The sequence below is a fragment of the Bacillus sp. WMMC1349 genome, assembly GCF_013155385.1.
GTDB lineage: Bacteria > Bacillota > Bacilli > Bacillales > Bacillaceae > Bacillus.
On sequence record NZ_JABJUQ010000007.1, the window covers coordinates 1,783,222 to 1,801,313 of the forward strand.

The window sequence follows — 18,092 nt, forward strand, 5'->3', positions numbered from 1 at the left end:
AGTCATTCATGCTTTTTTTGTGCCGGAAATGACACGGTTAACGTATTACCGTTCCATGATGTTTTCATTGTTTCTTCATATACAGGATAAGGGAGCAAAATCGTTCTGGACAGATTGGTAAATGATGATGAGTCTTTGGATTCTGTTTTCTCTTTCAGTGAAACATGTAAGTACCTTGATTTCGCTTCAATCATAATATCGCCATTTTGAAATGATTCAGGGACGGTAATATCGATTAGTAGCTCGTCATTTTCCTCTCTTATATTCATGGAAACTATTAAACTTTGCAGTTGGTCTGAAACTATTTCTTGAAAAGAATTTAATAATTCGTGAAAGGGAGAGGCATAAAACAATTGTTCAAAGGCTTCTTGAACTTCGTTCATTTGGTTAGTCGGCTGTTTCTCATTATCCTTGGAATTCATCGTTTGTCACCTCTTTTCGTTTTTTACTTTTAGTTTATGCAAAGGTAGGTCATATGGTTATAAATTGATGGATGTTAAAAAATGTGGTTAAATAGTGGAGAATCCCTAACTATAAATAGATATCCTTAGGGGTGCTGAAAGGAGTTAATTGAATTGTTTAAAAAAATATTCGGTAAGGGTCATAAAGAGGAAGCAGTTAAAGAAGAAACCGTTTTTTCACCAGCAGACGGTAAAGTGATCAGCCTATCAGAAGTGCCGGACCCTGTTTTTTCACAAAAAATGATGGGGGATGGAATTGCGATTGAGCCGGCGAACGGCGAGATTGTTTCTCCTGTTAACGGGGAAGTCATCCAACTTTTTCATACAAAACATGCCATCGGTATTCGCTCATTATCAGGAGTTGAAATGTTGATCCATATTGGATTGGACACTGTTAGTATGGAAGGAGAAGGCTTTACTGCTCATGTTAAAGAAGGCGACAAAGTGAAAGTCGGTGACCCTTTAATCACATGTGATTTACAATTAATCAATGAAAAAGCAAGCAGCACGATTACACCGATTGTGATCATGAATGGAGATGTGCTGGAGCAAATTCAAAAATATGAAGAAGGCGAAGCGAAAAAGAGCCAGACAAAATTGCTTGAGCTAGTAGCGAAATAGTCAAAAAGCAGAGAGTCCATTCTCTGCTTTTTGACTATTTTCAAAGACAGTGAAGAAGAAGCTTGAAGTGTTTCACGGTACTGCAGTGTTTAAACCTATGGACAACACAAGAGAAATATGTTGTTCTGAAAGTAGTCTGGATGAATAAAAAATGGGGAATTCGCTCGCTTTCCTCTGGCAATCCGCGAGTCTCCCGGGGCTCTTTCCTAGCTCCTGCACAACTCATGTTTTATGTTCATCTGGATAAAAGGAGAAACCAAAATGAAAGTTGATTATGCTTCCGATTTACATATGAATCACCATGTCCCATTTATGAAAGACCAGTTAAAATGGGAGGCACGAACAAGAGAATGGGCAAAGAATATACTGAGAACCGGGTATGGGTCTGTTTTAATTATAGCTGGAGATTTCTCAGAATGGAATCGACAGGCGTTTTGGTTTTTAGAAGAGGCTAGCTCAATCTATGAGAAAGTTTTTTTCGTGACGGGTAATCATGATTACTATTTGATAAGTAAAAACCGAAAGAGGAAATATAAAGATTCGAAAGCACGACAGCAGGCATTAATAGAATCCTCAGCAAATCTCACTAATGTTCAACCTTTAAATCGTGATGTCATTTCCTATAACGGAAAAACCTTTGCTGGTGACAGCCTTTGGTACATTCCAAAAACACCTGATGAGTGGTTGTTCTTTTTCAATGAGTCTAATGATTCCAATTACATTTATTTAATAGATAGGTATCCTTATGGCTTTACAACAAAAGAAGAAGAGGTTCATTTTCTCTACCAGGAAGCAATGGATTGGTACAATACTTTGTCAGGAAAGAATATAGACTTAATGGTGAGCCATATTCCACCTGTTCATCCACCGATTTCTCCTTTTGCACGAAATGCTTGTTATGATTGCCCTGTATCATTCTTAGCAGCTAAGACTTGGATTTGTGGACATCAACATATTCAAGGCGATTTTGAGAAAGCAGGAACTCTTTTTTGGATGAATGCCATTGGATATCCAATTGAAAAAAATATGATAACACTAAAAACAATAGAGATTTAGAAATGCTTCAGCTTATTGACCGGTCTTTAAAAGTCTGTCCATCTTTACTGGCAAGCCGACATAATATATGCTAGGGGTGATCCGAACTTGAACAAGAGCAAGATCATTGTAAAAATAAAAAATGATGGAAATGCCATGAAATACATCCCGATCATTAGAAGCTTTACAAAAGAATCAATAAGTACAATTAAACAAGGAATTGAAAACAAACAGCCCATTTTTATCTGTCATTATATTGAAAATTCAGAGGGAATGCCAAAAATGTACCAAACGCTAAAAAACCTTCAAAGTTATGGTGCACAGTTATATATCAGACAAGAATCTTATCAATCTAGTAGAGTCATTAGTTTAGATGTAATAAAAAATTTAATCATGAGGGACAGAGAAATAGCAACGCAACTACAAGAAATAGATGATCTTTTCGATTGAATATCGATGGCATGATGGAATGGGGCCAATTTATCATGCAAAGTCCGTATACATGTAAAGTAAAACTTTAAAACGTTACCCACTGCCAAACATAACAAATTATTATTTTCTAAATATGAAATAATAGCTTTCCGATTGATTTTTTGATGTCTAAAGGAGATCGAAAGAAATTCGGCAGGTTAGGCAAAGAGACGAATGTGAGATGCTTCATTAGGTATTTACAAAAAAAGGTATCATAGTAGAAAGGGTCGTTTTCATGAAAATATATGAAGCTAAAACCTTATTATTGACAATGGAAGCTCGGTCTAAAGAATATAAACAAACAAGACAAGAATTTACTGCGTTAAAAGAAGCTTTTCTAGGGGTTACTAACTTAGGAGACGATTTCCAAGGAAAAGGTGCTGACAACATAAAGGCATTTTACAAAGATCAAGCTGGTATTATAGATAACTGGCTCGATCTAATTGACTCGCAAATTCAGTTCCTTGATGGCATATCAAATGTGATTGAAGAGGCCGGACTGTCCAATTCGTTTATCGATATTGAATTTCTCGAAAATCAGCTTGCGAATGCTTACACAAACTCAAAATCAGTAGTGTCAGAGCAGAAAAAAGAATTAATAAACATATTAGCTGATATCAAAGACTTACTGCCTTTAGAACCCATTTCAGATCAAGAGTTTGAGGAAAAATTAGATGCGGCAAACAAAGAGCGCGAGAGTACGATTCAGGCAGTCAATGATCTAGATACCAAGCTCATAAACGAATATGCTGCTTCTGAAACGACTCAACAAATGGTCATGGCAGACTATGCCGCATTGATTGATGCGACAGGTAAAGGGGAAGATGCTTCGCAGGTGAGCTATGATTCAAAAGCTTATCGAAGCAGTGAAACATATCGGCTTAAAAATGAAGTACATACAAATGCGGAAAGCTATATCAAGTTTAAAATCGATCAGGCAGAAGCGCAAAAAATCGCCAAGGAACAAGATGAATCTGCCGGACAATAAGAAGAATAAACGTATTCATGTAAGACCTGCGACTCTTAATAGTCTTTGGAAGCGATTTTATTTCGAGATTAAATGATGTACTCTGATCACGATATGGTTGGCAATTCTTTACCCAGTAGACATCATATAGTTGTTATTGAATTGAAGGATTTTAATTGTGAATCGTTTGTTTACAAAAATCTTAAATAGATCGGGGGTATGTTTTATAGAAGGGCTCCGATCCGTTTAAGATGACCAGCAATTAGTCTAGTTCTTTGTATTCCATCAACCAACAATCTTGATACTTACCTTCATGAAGTTCATGTTTTGGAAGAATACGAATTTTTTTAAAACCACATTTTTCATAGCACTTTATAGCCCGTGAATTTCTAACTTGAGGATCCATTACGACTCGCTCTGCTTGTTCATATTTCACTAAATAATTTAACATGGATGAAACAAGTAATGTCCCTAGTCCTTTATTCCAATTGGCTTTTTCCCCGATAAATTGATCTGTTCCGTAGACATTTTCGTTAAAATAACCATATTCTTTTTTTGTCACATCATCCAATTGATAAAACTGAATGTATCCTATTTCTTTACCTTTGTACTCCACTATACATTTAACTTCATCATCTTCAGAATCATAAAAAACATCGGTAACCTTGTCTATATCAAACGGATGATCCCTCCCTTCATAAAATTCAAGAATTGATGGGTCTGAAAGCCATTTTGCTAAAAAGAACTTATCAGCTTCATTTAAACTGCGAACGATTAAATTTTCATTTTGAAATAACATGATAATCCTCACTTTTATTCCAACTTAATAAAGAACATTTGAATCTTAAGAATAATTAGAATTTTCACAGCTGTCAAGGATAATCTTGTGACCTCTATACTAATAACTACATCTAATATTAATTAACTATTTTTCACTCAAAAGCAAAGAAGGTGTCCTGAAAGTAGTATGAAAGAAGTGAAAATTGTGGAATTTGCTCGCTTTCCGCGGGCGATCCGCGAGCCTCTTCGGTGCTCGTTCCTTGCTCCTGCGTGGTCTCGCAATTCCCCCTGATCATGTTGTTTTAGACATCTTCATATGATTTTAAATAAAAGGGGATTTTATTAGGTAAAACAACATTCAATCAATGTATTTACCTACACAATGGATGCCAAGGCATCATAGAACAGAAAGCTAGTGTAGTTGGCGTTAGTGTTGGCTGCGCCAATATTTCAGCTGGTGGTTGAAATTCCAGAGGTACAATTGTCGTTACATCTTGTCGATTAGCTCTCATGAAAGATGGGGGACGTCCTAGTGCTGGTCCCTGTTGTTGGATTATAATTTGTTAGTTGAGCATAAACAACACCAAATCCAGCGATAGAGATTTGGATACTAAATACTGTGTATCTTCCTCTGGGGTCCATATCATGGCAAGGGGGTGTTGTCTTTACGCTTATTGTGGGTAATAATTCATCGTTATAAATCTCTTTCTTATGTTTAAATTCACATAAGTATGGGTTATGTGAAAAATGGGTTTGGCTGAAAGCCTATGTTAAAAAGTCTAATCTGTTATAAAGGCTTATTTAGTGATGCCTTTTTAGGAAAAAATATTTTTATTAAATATTTAACAAAATAGCGCATGCCTTAGATGCTTATTCTGGTTTAGTTATTCGATTTGAATGTGAAGTGAATCTTCCGGATAAAAATACTTTAGGATCAGTTCATCAGTAAAGCCGGATCTTTAGAAGCCGAAAAACAGTTGCGAGTTTTTGTTGATTCCTTTTTCGAGCTAAAATAGTTTTATAATATCGGTTGTATTTCCATGGATTCTTCGTCTGGTAGCCGTGAATGTTTTTCTTTCATTCAAAAAAATTTATCTTGATCGGATGGCTTAGTACCGAAAAGCAGACAGAGATAAAAAAATGGTTTGTCCACACAGATTACCTGAATACAATAAGAAGTAAAGTATTTCTCGGGAAAGCGCAGATTTCAACAAAGCCGTTCTCTAAATTGTCAAACACTATCAGAATCTGCTGATGGCTGGGCGTTTGTCACAGCGCAAGCGCTTGATGAATAGGAATAAAGAGAGAATTGTGAGGTGAGTGTGTTGGAGAGGGCTGTTACTTATAAAAACAATGGGCAAATCAACATTATACTTAACGGTCAGAAACAAGTTTTGGCCAATTCAGAAGCGGAAGCTGATTATCAAGCAGCTCTGCAAAAAAATGAAGCCAAACACAGCATCCTAAAAGAGATTGAAAGAGAAATGAACACGCTTGTCGGAATGGAGGAAATGAAACGGAATATTAAAGAAATATATGCTTGGATCTTTGTGAATAAAAAACGGGAAGAGCAAGGACTTAAAGTCGGAAAACAAGCACTTCACATGATGTTTAAAGGGAATCCAGGTACAGGAAAAACAACGGTGGCCAGATTAATCGGCAAGCTGTTTTATGAAATGAATGTTCTTTCAAAAGGTCATTTAATTGAAGCAGAACGTGCTGATCTTGTTGGAGAGTATATCGGGCACACGGCACAAAAGACGAGAGATTTAATAAAAAAAGCGATGGGTGGTATTTTATTTATTGATGAAGCATATTCACTAGCACGAGGTGGGGAGAAGGATTTTGGTAAAGAAGCAATTGATACTTTAGTCAAACATATGGAAGATAAACGGAATGAGTTTATCTTGATTTTAGCTGGCTATTCACGAGAAATGGATCATTTTCTTTCTTTGAATCCTGGGCTTCAGTCAAGGTTTCCAATTGGTATCGATTTCCCTGACTATTCAGTCAGTCAGCTGATGGATATTGCGAAACGGATGATGGCTGAAAGGGAATATCAATTTAGTCCCGAAGCAGAATGGAAGCTGAAAGATCATCTGATGACAGTGAAAAGCACGGTTAGTCCTGCTAAATTCAGTAACGGCCGGTTTGTCCGGAATTTAATTGAAAAATCAATTCGCTCACAGGCTATGCGGCTGTTAATGGGGGATTGTTATTTGAAGAATGACTTGATAACAATTAAAAGTCAGGATCTTGATATAAAGGAAGACGCGTCATGTATATCATGACGTATCTTCTTTTTTGTTAAAATAATAATCTTTGTTCAGGGAAAGAGACATTACAAAATGAAACATAGACTGAGAACATAATTGTGGATATTGTAAGCATTCCCATCATAATGGTGTAGCGTTTGCAATTTGCACCAAAAATTAAAAATAGATATAATAAGGATTCGTAAAATAAAGGAGGCAAATATATAAAAATCTTCATATTTAAAAATGAAAATGTAATTCTAATCAGTAGGAAGTGATCACTGTTAAAAATTTTATTATAAAAGGCTATCCTTTGCTCACATTAATTGTTGCTGTTCTTTTTTTGGGATTATTTTTTTATTTATGGATCAACATGGAGGCATATAGAAGTGTTGCACTAGCATATGCCCAACTTGTATCAATATATGCTCTGATTGTCTATTCTGTTGCCGCTTTTCCCCTGCAATTTATGTTGCAATTGAAGAAAAAGAGTAAGAAATTTGATTTGAGTTATCTTGGACTATATGTTGCTGGGATTACCGTGGTTTCAATAGTAGCGGTTTCGATAGTCGGAGCTGGTATAATGATTCCGATATTAGGATTGCCTTTGTTTTATGGGTTAAGTATATTTAGTGGCTTAATTTATTGGTTAACGGATTCTCTATTTCTACTTTTAAAGGAACGCCTAGGTGATAGCTGTTAAAAACAAATATTAAGAGAGAATTGAAAGGAGATTGCAAATGGAGTTGATTTGGGTCGGGATCGGGTTAGCTGCTATGGGTTATTTTGTCGGTGATGGACTAAAAAATTTCAAGAATCCAAAAGCGAGTTCTTCTGATTATCCAATGTTAATCAAGGAAAAAGATTTACACTATAGCCTTGGACTTAGTAAAGAAGAAACAAAGGAACTGTTAAACAAAATTCCGAACGCACCAAAGGTAGAGTTGAAGGGGACTACATATTATCCTTATAAACAATTTCTTGAGTGGATGTCATCAAATGATATTTATAATCATAAACTATAATCTATTAATGAGTTTATTACATGACAGCATCAAGTACCTCAAAAAACTAGAAAGGATTAAGTTTGGTATTGTACCGGACTTGATCCTTTTCATTTGTCTTCATATATTGGTCAAGTTCGCTGTTTTCTCGAAACAATTGATATTCAGGGGCTGTTCGGTTTGATTAAAGTGAGAGAATGGAAGTTAAAGGTCATCTAACAGCGCGGTTAGCCTTTCAGTAAAAATGCTGAAGCTTGATATAAGAAGACGTCTCACACCGATGAAGGGTGTATTTTTTTATTTTTCGTTTGATTTCTGGCAACTGCTCCCACTGTTTGTTATGATAATACTGCTTTACATCACTATTGTTAAGAAAGGAACATGATCATTTGAATGAACAAGAATTCATAAAAGAAAAAGCGATTTTAGTTGGTTGTCAACTTCCACATATTTCTGATGAACGTTTTTCATACTCGATGGCAGAGCTTAGTGCATTGACGAAGACGGCTGATGGTACAGTTATTTCGACCGTTACTCAAAAAAGAAATCGCGCTGATGCTGCTACATATATCGGTAAAGGGAAAGTAGATGAGCTGATGATGCTTTGTGAAGAACTGTCAGCCGATGTCTTAATTTTTAATGATGAATTGTCACCAAGTCAGCTTAAAGCTCTTGCCACATATCTCGATATAAAAATTATCGACCGGACACAATTAATCCTTGACATCTTTGCAAAACGAGCCAAGACGAGGGAAGGCAAACTGCAAATCGAACTTGCTCAGCTCCAATATACATTGCCAAGATTAAGTGGACAGGGGATTAATTTGTCAAGGCTGGGAGGTGGAATTGGAACAAGAGGACCGGGGGAAACAAAGCTTGAAACCGATCGGCGTCATATTAGGAATCGGATTCATGAAATCAATCTTCAGTTGTCTACTGTTATTCGTCATAGAAGCAGATACAGAGAAAGAAGAAAGAAAAATGGTGTACTACAAATCGCGCTTGTCGGTTATACAAATGCGGGAAAATCAACATGGTTCAATCGCTTGACAGCTGCAGACAGTTTTGAAGAGAATCTGCTGTTTGCTACACTTGATCCAATGACCAGAAAAATGACACTTCCAAGTGGATATCATGTGCTCTTGTCTGATACAGTTGGTTTTATTCAGGATTTGCCAACCACTTTAATTGCAGCGTTTAGATCTACGTTGGAAGAGGTAAAAGAAGCTGATTTGATTCTTCATATGGTCGATTCTTCACATGACGATTATCAAGGACATGAAGCTACGGTAAAACGTCTTATCGAAGAGCTTGAAGCCGATGATATTCCGGTACTTACGATCTATAATAAAAGGGATCAAAAAAGAACTGATTTTATCCCTTCATCTGGGAAAAACCATATAATGACAAGTGCCAAGATTGATGGTGATTTGCAAGTGTTTAAGCAGGCTATCGAGGAATTTATTAAAAAAGAACTTCTTGTTTCCTATCGAGTAAATATTCCCGCTTCAGAAGGTAGACTGTTAGCACAAATTAAATCTGAAACGATGATAAATGCCACCACCTTTCACGAAGTTTGTGAAAAATATGAAGTGGAAGGTTACATACTTCCTGAACAAAATATAATGGGAGAGCTCAAGAAGTTTATGTAAGAAAGGACACTTTCAAAATGTTTGAGACACTAAAACATGGGGATTTACTAAAAAAGATAACGATCGAAACCGAAGATGAAATTTCAGTCGTTCATAAAACAATTGATGAAATCAGTGAGCGAAATGAGTGGAGGGTACTTGAAAGTTATCGAAAACATAAAGTATCTGATACGCACTTTATTCCTTCTACTGGGTATGGTTATGATGATATCGGCCGAGATACACTTGAAGCTATCTACGCAGACGTATTCGGTGGTGAAGCAGGTCTTGTCAGACCCCAGATTATTTCGGGGACTCATGCGATTTCAATTGCTCTTTTCGGTGTCCTCCGTCCAGGTGATGAACTTCTTTATATAACAGGGAAACCATATGACACACTCGAAGAAATTGTCGGTGTCAGAGGTGGGGAAAATTCAGGGTCATTAAAGGAATTCAACATTCAATATAATGTCGTCGAGTTGACAGAAGAAGGAACCGTTGACTTTCAACGTGTTGCAGATTCGATCACACCAAAGACAAAGGTTGTCGGAATTCAGCGATCAAAGGGCTATGCCAACCGTCCTTCTTTTTCAATTGATGACATTGAAGAAATGATTCAGTTCGTAAAAGAGATCAATAATAATATGATTGTTTTTGTAGATAATTGCTATGGAGAATTTGTTGAAGAACGTGAACCCTGCCATGTTGGTGCAGATCTTATCGCAGGTTCACTGATTAAAAATCCGGGCGGGGGATTAGCGAAAACGGGAGGTTATCTTGTTGGTAAGCAAGAATGGGTTGAAGCTTGTTCGTTCCGAATGTCATCACCTGGTCTTGGAAGGGAAGTCGGTGCATCACTTTACTCATTGCAAGAAATGTACCAAGGTTTTTTCCTAGCACCACATGTTGTTTCCCAAGCGTTAAAGGGAGCTGTTTTTACAGCGTGCTTGCTGGAAAAGTTAGGATTCCGAACAAATCCTTCATGGAAGCATAAACGAACCGACTTGATTCAATCTGTTGAATTCTCCACTGCTGAACAAATGATCGCATTTTGCCAAGCGATTCAATACGCTTCGCCTGTTAATGCCCATGTGACCCCATATCCAAGCTATATGCCGGGATACGAAGATGATGTCATTATGGCGGCGGGGACTTTTATACAAGGGGCAAGCATCGAATTATCAGCAGATGGTCCGATCAGGCCGCCTTATGTTGCGTACGTTCAAGGAGGTTTAACCTATGCTCATGTTAAAAATGCGATTTGCAGTGCAGTTGATGTTATCATAGAGTCATAATTTCATGTAAGGATTCCTGACATAATCTTGACATGTTACTTAACAACAAATATAATAGACTTAATAAGTAAAGGAGGAAATTGAGATGAGTGATAAAATTCGCCGCTCAATGCCCTTATTTCCAATAGGAATTGTTATGCAACTAACCGAATTATCAGCTAGACAAATTCGGTATTATGAGGAAAATGGACTGATATTTCCTGCAAGAAGTGAAGGGAACAGACGATTATTTTCGTTTCATGATGTAGATAAGTTGCTGGAAATTAAAGATTTGATTGAACAAGGTGTAAACATGGCGGGAATTAAACAAATTTTTGCCAAATCAGAACATCAATATCAAGATAAACCAGAAAAAGTAATGAAACACAACCTTTCAGATGAAGAATTGCGAAAACTGCTAAAAAACGAACTGATTCATTCGGGTCGATTCCAAAAGGGAACAACATTCCGTCAAGGAGATATGTCCAGGTTTTTTCATTAAGTTGTTAGCAACTGCATTGCTATATATACATTTACCTTTTTAGAGGAGGAGTTTTACGAATGGCCAAGTATTCAAGAGATGACATAATGAAATTAGTAAATGAGGAGAATGTAAAATATGTTCGCCTTCAGTTTACTGACATTCTAGGAACAATTAAAAACGTTGAGATTCCTGTGAGTCAATTGGAAAAAGCACTTGATAATAAAGTCATGTTTGATGGCTCTTCAATCGAAGGCTTCGTACGTATAGAAGAGTCAGATATGTACTTATACCCAGATTTAGACACATTCGTTATTTTCCCATGGACTGCTGAAAAAGGTAAAGTAGCCCGTTTCATCTGTGACATTTACAATCCTGATGGTACTCCGTTTGAAGGTGACCCTCGAAACAACTTAAAACGAATCTTGAAAGAAATGGAAGAGATAGGATTCTCAGATTTCAATCTTGGACCAGAACCGGAATTCTTCTTGTTCAAACTAGATGAAAAAGGTGAGCCAACTCTAGAATTGAATGATAAAGGTGGATATTTCGACCTTGCTCCGACAGACCTTGGTGAAAACTGCCGCCGCGACATCGTGCTTGAGCTCGAAGAAATGGGCTTTGAAATCGAAGCGTCTCACCATGAAGTAGCTCCTGGACAACATGAAATTGATTTTAAATATGCTGGTGCCATTCGCGCTTGTGATGACATTCAAACATTTAAGCTTGTTGTGAAAACAATCGCACGCAAGCACGGTCTTCACGCAACATTTATGCCAAAGCCATTATTCGGTGTAAATGGATCAGGTATGCACTGCAATCTGTCGTTATTCAAAAACGGTGTTAACGCATTTTTTGATCAAGACGGTGATCTTCAGTTAAGCGAGACTGCAAAACAATTTATTGCCGGTGTTGTAAAACACGCAACTAGCTTTACAGCTGTTACAAACCCAACAGTTAACTCATACAAACGTCTTGTACCAGGCTATGAAGCACCATGCTATGTAGCATGGAGTGCCCAAAACAGAAGCCCATTAATCCGCATCCCGGCTTCTCGTGGCATCAGCACCCGTGTAGAAGTAAGAAGTGTCGACCCATCTGCAAACCCGTATCTTGCACTTAGCGTATTGTTAGCAGCGGGTCTTGACGGCATTAAAAACAAACTTGAAGCACCAGCTCCAATCGACCGTAACATCTACGTCATGAGTCAAGAAGAGCGCCTTGAAAATGGAATCGTTGACCTGCCAGCAACACTTGCTGAAGCTTTGGACGAATTAAAATCCAACGAAGTTATGGTCAACGCCCTAGGTGAACACTTATTCGAACACTTCGTTGAAGCAAAAGAAATTGAATGGGATATGTTCCGTACACAAGTCCATCCTTGGGAACGCGAACAATATATGTCTCAGTATTAATCTTTGGATCCCTTGGCACATCTGGTGTCAGGGGGTTTTTAAATTTTGGTCAAAGAATTGTGGAAGCATTCTTTTTGGTCCTTGACCAAAATTTGACCAAAAAAATTTGAAGTTATGAATCTAACTCCACAATTGATGAGACATATTCTTCGTAATCCTTGATCCTATTTTGGTCAAGCTTCTTACTGATATGAGAATAGACATCAGCAGTTACGATCATGCTTTTATGACCTAAGCGTTCTTGAATGTATTTCATATCTGCCCCTGACTCCAAAAGTAAAACCGCATGTGAGTGACGCAGTGCGTGGATAGGAATTCTTTTAATACCTGCTCGTTTTAAAATACGACTAAAAGCATTGAAGAGGGTAGACTTCGGTAAGATGTTTCCATCAACTTTGCAAAAGACCAAATTCAAATGATGCTTATAATCATCTTGAAGCACCTGTTTATTTTCAAACTGCCACTTCTTATGTTTTTGTAGAGCAAAGGAAAGGGAAGAACCAATGGAAATTCTTCTTTTTGAATCGTATGTTTTTGTTTCTCCAAATAGTTCTGCATCTATCTTGGCGGAGAAATCTAACGTTTTCTTAATATCAATGTAATTTTCTCGCAGATTGATATCTGTCCATTGTAAAGCTGCTGCTTCACCTTTACGCATACCGGTTTCAATTAGCGTTCGAAAGAAAATGTAATAGATATAATTATACTTAAAAGCTTTTCTGGTTATCCTTGTATTTTGTGCAGTAACCATAAGCTTTGCCGCATATAGTCCTAAGCAAGCTGTTAGTCGTGGATAGTAATTAGTTTCTTATGGAGTACGTTTCTAATTTTAAAAACTAGGGTATTGTCTCTTTAGGGGGGATACCATGTTGGAACAAATTGCACAGTCTTCAATCACGTCATTAGGTTATTTTTGGAAGGCGGGATGGGCGTTTGTTCTTGGCTATTTTATCAGCTCCATGATTCAAGCGTTTGTCCCAAAAGGGAAAATGGTGAAATACATGGGAGATTCATCTTTTAAATCAATCGGCTTGGCCAGCCTTTTCGGGGCCATCAGTTCTTCCTGTTCCTTTGCAGCACTTGCTACTGGAAGAAGTCTTTTTAAAAAAGGAGCCAGCTTTGTTGCTACCTTAGCTTTTCTATTTGCCTCTACGAACCTCGTCATCGAGCTAGGAATTCTCATTTATCTATTCCTTGGGTGGCAGTATGTTGTTGCAGAAATTATCGGCGGGGTTCTTCTTATTTTAATCACCTGGCTTTTAGTAAAATTACATAATCCAATACAACTAATTAAAGAAGCCCGTGAAGAAGTAGATGGGCATACTCATGAGGAGTCCTTTGACTGGAAAGAAAAAATCAAAACTAAAGAAGGTTGGTTTCAGGTCGGGCATGAGTTTGCTCATAATTGGAAAATGGTCTGGAAAGAAGTCACAATCGGATTTACGATTGCAGGAATCATGTCGACCTACATACCAGACCATGTATGGAAGTCCATCTTTTTAGTCGGACAGGGAAACGGTGATTTCTTTAAAATAGTTGAAAATACCCTTATCGCTCCGATAGCTGCTATGCTAACCTTTATCGGATCAATGGGTAATATACCAATCTCTACGATTCTAGCATCAAGTGGTGTAACCTTTGCAGGCATCATGGCCTTTATTTTTTCCGATCTAGTGGTTCCGCCAATTGTTTTAGTCAATAAAAAATATTATGGCTTGAAGACAGCACTTTATATTGCAGGAGTTTTTTACATCTCTATTATTGTCACTGCTATTTTACTGCAATACGGATTTCAAGTTCTAGGATTGTTGCCTCATGGTGCAAACCTTATTATGAAGGAAAACCCGTTTCAATTAGACTATACATTTTGGTTAAATATTGTTTTTGCCTTCTTGGCGGCATTGGGTATTTATTTAAATAGGAAATTTAAAAAGCATGCTGAACATCATCATATGATGAAAATGGATGGAGATTCTAAGTTAAAGACCATCATTACATGGGTTTGTATCGCATATTTAGTTATAGGTGTTTGTTTAGATACTTTCGTCTATTAACATAGCATAACCTGAGTAGTTAATGACATCCTGATTAGTTCGGGATGTTTTGTTTCATAGAAGAGGAGGCACCCTCCAAAATCCCCTAAAAAACTATTACCAAATTTCCTAAAAATAAAAACTCCACCAAATCACTGTAAAACTCTATCTTTTACGTTTCAAACCCAAATAGCTCGGGTAACAACCACTAAGCAAATAAACCACTAGGAGGAGATTAGATGGCAAAAGTAACGGCAGGAGAAGCAGCCGCAGAGGTGCTAATGGACTGGGAAGTGAAGCATCTATTCGGTCTGCCTGGAGACACCATTAATCATTTCGTTGAAAATTTACGCAAAACGAAAGAAGACATTGATTTCATACAAGTACGGCATGAAGAAGTAGGTGCACTTGCCGCTTCATCATACGCAAAGCTTACAGGAAACATTGGAGTATGCTTGTCCATCGCAGGACCTGGAGCGATTCATTTAATGAATGGACTTTATGATGCAAAGGCAGACGGAGCACCCGTACTTGCTCTTGTCGGACAGGTCAGCACATCTGAAGTTGGAAAGGACTCATTTCAGGAGGTTCATTTAACACGGATGTTTGAAGACGTAGCGGTATTTAATCAAAGGGTGGATTCACCTAAATCCTTACCTGAACTATTAAACCAAGCGATTCGAACAGCCTATGCCAAAAAGGGTGTGTCCGTCCTAGTGATTCCTGATGATATTCCATTTGAAAAAATTGACCCGCAAACCATACAAACCACAAGCGTTCGAACCTTTTCACAGGTTGAACCGCATGAGGTGGACCTGAACAAGGCCATTAAATACATTAAAAAATCAGAAAAGCCGTTGATTCTTGCTGGAACAGGAACAAAAAAAGCACGACATGAATTAGATGCTTTTGCAAAAAACATTGGGGCACCGATTATTTTCAGTCTTCCAGCTAAAGGAACACTTCCAGACGAACATCCTCACAATCTTGGGCAGCTCGGACAGATTGGAACAAAGCCCGCTTACGAAGCGATGGAAGAGACAGACCTTTTAATCATGATAGGAACGTCCTTCCCTTACGAAGAATTTTTACCGGAAGATGCCAAAGCAATTCAAATTGATATTGATGCCAGTGAGATTGGGAAACGGTATCCAGTATCTGTTGGATTAACAGGTGATGCAGCCGTCACATTGAGCGCATTAAATGAACAAGCACCGATTAAGGCAGAGAGAAACTTTTTAGAAAAATATCAAGAAGAAATGCAGAAGTGGTGGGGTTCTTTAGAGGAAAAAGAAAAGGAAGTGACCTCAAGCCTTCGCCCACAGCAGGTCATTCCAGAGCTTCAGAAGGCTGTGGAGGACGATGCCATTCTATCAGTTGACGTCGGAAACGTAACCGTCTGGATGGCACGACACTTCCGTTTCAAGAATCAGATAATGGTCATTTCTAGTTGGATGGCGACAATGGGTTGTGGACTTCCGGGTGCCATTGCCGGCAGTTTGACACATCCTAACCAACAAGTGGTAGCAGTTTGTGGAGACGGCGGATTTTCTATGGTTATGCAGGACTTCTTAACAGCCGTAAGGTATAAGATGCCGATATTAGTCGTGATCTTAAACAATTCAAAACTTGGAATGATTCAATATGAGCAACAGGAACTTGGTAATCTGAACTACGAAACCGATCTGCAAGAAATGGATTTTGCAAAGTTCGCTGAAGCTTGCGGTGGAACTGGATATAGAGTAGAAAAACAAGAAGAATTACGCTCGGCTCTTGATAAGACCTCTAAAGAGAAAGGACCAGTCATCGTGGATGTGGTGATTGAGGACCAGCCGCCATTACCAGGAATTATATCTTATGGTCAGGCCGCCAACTATTCTAAATATCTATTAAAAAGATTTTTTGAAGATCAAAAGATTGAGTTGCCCCCTATTAAGACAGCATTGAAAAGGATGTTATAGTTCCCTCATCCCATCAATAAAATGAGAAAGAGAGAAGGCAGGGAAAGGAGCTAACCGGTTTGCAGATACTTTTTACCATTTTATTAGCGATATTAGTGATCTTACTATTAATTCCAGCTGTGATCGTCACCTATTTATGGTTGAGGGATGCTAAACAGGAAGAGCATGCAGTTTTACGTAACTACCCGATTTTAGGTAAGTTGCGTTACATCTTAGAAAAAATAGGGCCAGAGCTGAGACAGTATTTATTTTTAAATAACAATGAAGGCAAGCCTTTTTCAAGAAAAGACTATGTGAATACGGTCATTTCCGCAAAATATAAGAGCCGCATGATAGGCTTTGGATCCGAACGTGACTTTGATAAACCGGGGTATTATATTCGTAATCGTTTTTTTCCGTTGCAACGGGATGAATTGAGTATTGAACAAACGCCAAAGGTTATGACGAAAATCTATAAAATTGATGATGATAACCTGTTTAAAAGAAAGGAACATCGCGAAGACCAAGAGGCAGATCCATTTTTACTTAAGGAAGAGGATGCCCCGATTATTGGCGAACATACCTCACGTCAACCTTTTAAGGTTAAAGGGCTTGTGGGACAATCGGCGATGAGCTACGGTGCATTAGGTGAAAAGGCGATTACAGCACTTTCTACTGGTCTTGCCCGTGCTGGTGGCACCTGGATGAACACGGGTGAGGGTGGCCTGTCTTCGCACCATTTAAAGGGCGGAGTAGACATCATCTGTCAGATTGGCCCAGGTTTATTTGGCGTTCGAACCAAGGATGGTGCATTTTCTTGGGAGGAATTTAAGAAGAAAAGTGATATTCCAGAGATTAAGGCGTTTGAGTTGAAGCTTGCACAAGGGGCGAAAACCCGCGGTGGTCACGTGGATGGCTCAAAGGTAACAGAAGAGATTGCAGAGATTCGGAATGTGGAACCATGGAAAACGATCGATAGCCCTAATCGCTTCCGAGAATTCAGTAATTATGAGCAAATGCTTGATTTTATTGAGCATTTGCGAGATGTCGGAGATAAGCCGGTTGGATTGAAAATGGTACTTGGAAGTACGTCGGATCTTGAAGAGTTTGTCGCCTATATGGCTAAGTCAGGTAAATATCCTGATTTTATTACGATCGATGGCTCTGAAGGAGGAACGGGTGCAACATATCAAGAACTTGCTGATTCAGCGGGGATCCCGATATACTCTGCCCTGCCGTTTGTTGATGATATGCTGAAAAAGTATAATATTCGTCAGCATGTGAAGATATTTGCTTCAGGTAAGTTGCTGACTCCTGATAAGATTGCGGTAGCCCTTGCTTTGGGTGCAGATTTTGTGAATATCGCAAGAGCCTTGATGTTCTCCGTCGGTTGTATTCAAGCCCAGGTCTGTCACACGAATCATTGTCCGGTAGGAGTCGCGACGACCGACCCGAAACTGCAAAAGGCATTAGTAGTAGAAGAAAAAACCTATCGCGTCACCAACTACATTCTCTCGTTACGGGAGGGCCTATTCGATCTAGCAGCCACAGCCGGAATCGACACCCCCGTCAAATTCAGTAGGGAGCATATAGTGTACAAACAAGAAACCGGCCAACTAGCTGCAGTTGAAACATAAGGACTGTTCTCGTATTTCATGCGTTCATGCAGTTGAAACATGGGGACGGTTCTCCTGTTTTTATAGAATCGCTGATAAACTTCAAAA

Annotated in this window: 16 protein-coding genes and 1 pseudogene; 14 read left to right on the forward strand and 3 right to left on the reverse strand. The window is 38.4% G+C overall.

The genetic code is table 11. The features are described 5' to 3' along the window. Positions 1-2: 2 nt before the first annotated feature. Positions 3-422, reverse strand: a complete 420-nt coding sequence (locus tag HOO54_RS11505) for an Hsp20/alpha crystallin family protein (protein WP_172295350.1) — start codon at positions 420-422, stop codon at positions 3-5. Between the two features lie 153 nt (positions 423-575). On the opposite strand from HOO54_RS11505, the gene HOO54_RS11510 reads away from it, so the two are divergent. The 4 genes from HOO54_RS11510 to HOO54_RS11525 all read left to right on the forward strand — a co-directional run bounded on the left by HOO54_RS11510 (position 576) and on the right by HOO54_RS11525 (position 3,576). Next, on the forward strand, positions 576-1,082 hold the full coding sequence (locus HOO54_RS11510; protein ID WP_172295352.1) for a PTS sugar transporter subunit IIA: 507 nt from the start codon (positions 576-578) through the stop codon (positions 1,080-1,082). A 261-nt stretch (positions 1,083-1,343) separates the two neighbouring features. Beyond that, positions 1,344-2,138 (forward strand): metallophosphoesterase family protein, encoded by a 795-nt coding sequence (locus HOO54_RS11515; protein WP_172295354.1) that lies wholly within the window; start codon positions 1,344-1,346, stop codon positions 2,136-2,138. Between the two features lie 87 nt (positions 2,139-2,225). After that, the gene (locus HOO54_RS11520; RefSeq protein WP_172295356.1) at positions 2,226-2,567 is read left to right on the forward strand and encodes a hypothetical protein; all 342 of its coding nucleotides are present in this window, start codon (positions 2,226-2,228) and stop codon (positions 2,565-2,567) included. A gap of 256 nt (positions 2,568-2,823) precedes the next feature. Further along, positions 2,824-3,576: a T7SS effector LXG polymorphic toxin gene (locus HOO54_RS11525; protein WP_172295358.1), complete on the forward strand. Its 753-nt coding sequence runs from the start codon at positions 2,824-2,826 to the stop codon at positions 3,574-3,576. A gap of 241 nt (positions 3,577-3,817) precedes the next feature. On the opposite strand, the gene HOO54_RS11530 is transcribed toward HOO54_RS11525, so the two are convergent. Further along, the gene (locus tag HOO54_RS11530) at positions 3,818-4,354 is read right to left on the reverse strand and encodes a GNAT family N-acetyltransferase (RefSeq protein WP_172295360.1); all 537 of its coding nucleotides are present in this window, start codon (positions 4,352-4,354) and stop codon (positions 3,818-3,820) included. A 1,303-nt stretch (positions 4,355-5,657) separates the two neighbouring features. Here HOO54_RS11530 and spoVK point away from each other — a divergent pair. From spoVK to glnA, 7 genes are all read left to right on the forward strand, one after another. After that, positions 5,658-6,626: a stage V sporulation protein K gene (spoVK, locus tag HOO54_RS11535; protein WP_172299505.1), complete on the forward strand. Its 969-nt coding sequence runs from the start codon at positions 5,658-5,660 to the stop codon at positions 6,624-6,626. A gap of 238 nt (positions 6,627-6,864) precedes the next feature. Beyond that, a complete protein-coding gene (locus HOO54_RS11540; RefSeq protein ID WP_172295362.1) occupies positions 6,865-7,293 on the forward strand; it encodes a UPF0715 family protein in 429 nt (142 codons plus the stop codon). Between the two features lie 37 nt (positions 7,294-7,330). Next, entirely contained in the window at positions 7,331-7,615 is a 285-nt protein-coding gene (locus HOO54_RS11545; RefSeq protein WP_375335805.1) for a DNA-binding protein, read from the forward strand. Positions 7,616-7,983: 368 nt separating this feature from the next. Further along, positions 7,984-9,246 (forward strand): GTPase HflX, encoded by a 1,263-nt coding sequence (gene hflX, locus HOO54_RS11550; RefSeq protein WP_172295365.1) that lies wholly within the window; start codon positions 7,984-7,986, stop codon positions 9,244-9,246. A gap of 17 nt (positions 9,247-9,263) precedes the next feature. Beyond that, positions 9,264-10,520, forward strand: coding sequence for a methionine gamma-lyase family protein (locus HOO54_RS11555; protein ID WP_172295367.1), 1,257 nt, complete (start codon positions 9,264-9,266; stop codon positions 10,518-10,520). A gap of 85 nt (positions 10,521-10,605) precedes the next feature. Continuing rightward, entirely contained in the window at positions 10,606-11,001 is a 396-nt protein-coding gene (locus HOO54_RS11560) for a MerR family transcriptional regulator (RefSeq protein WP_172295369.1), read from the forward strand. Between the two features lie 59 nt (positions 11,002-11,060). Further along, positions 11,061-12,395, forward strand: coding sequence for a type I glutamate--ammonia ligase (glnA, locus tag HOO54_RS11565; protein ID WP_172295371.1), 1,335 nt, complete (start codon positions 11,061-11,063; stop codon positions 12,393-12,395). A gap of 112 nt (positions 12,396-12,507) precedes the next feature. Here the strand turns inward: glnA and HOO54_RS11570 are convergent. Beyond that, positions 12,508-13,110: pseudogene (locus HOO54_RS11570) on the reverse strand (site-specific integrase); the annotation flags it as partial. Between the two features lie 151 nt (positions 13,111-13,261). Here HOO54_RS11570 and HOO54_RS11575 point away from each other — a divergent pair. From HOO54_RS11575 to HOO54_RS11585, 3 genes are all read left to right on the forward strand, one after another. Beyond that, complete coding sequence (locus HOO54_RS11575; protein ID WP_172295375.1) at positions 13,262-14,449, forward strand: permease; 1,188 nt, start codon at positions 13,262-13,264, stop codon at positions 14,447-14,449. 218 nt (positions 14,450-14,667) lie between these two features. Next, a complete protein-coding gene (locus HOO54_RS11580; protein ID WP_172295377.1) occupies positions 14,668-16,389 on the forward strand; it encodes a pyruvate oxidase in 1,722 nt (573 codons plus the stop codon). 89 nt (positions 16,390-16,478) lie between these two features. Beyond that, on the forward strand, positions 16,479-18,005 hold the full coding sequence (locus HOO54_RS11585) for an FMN-binding glutamate synthase family protein (RefSeq protein WP_375335834.1): 1,527 nt from the start codon (positions 16,479-16,481) through the stop codon (positions 18,003-18,005). Positions 18,006-18,092: the final 87 nt, after the last annotated feature.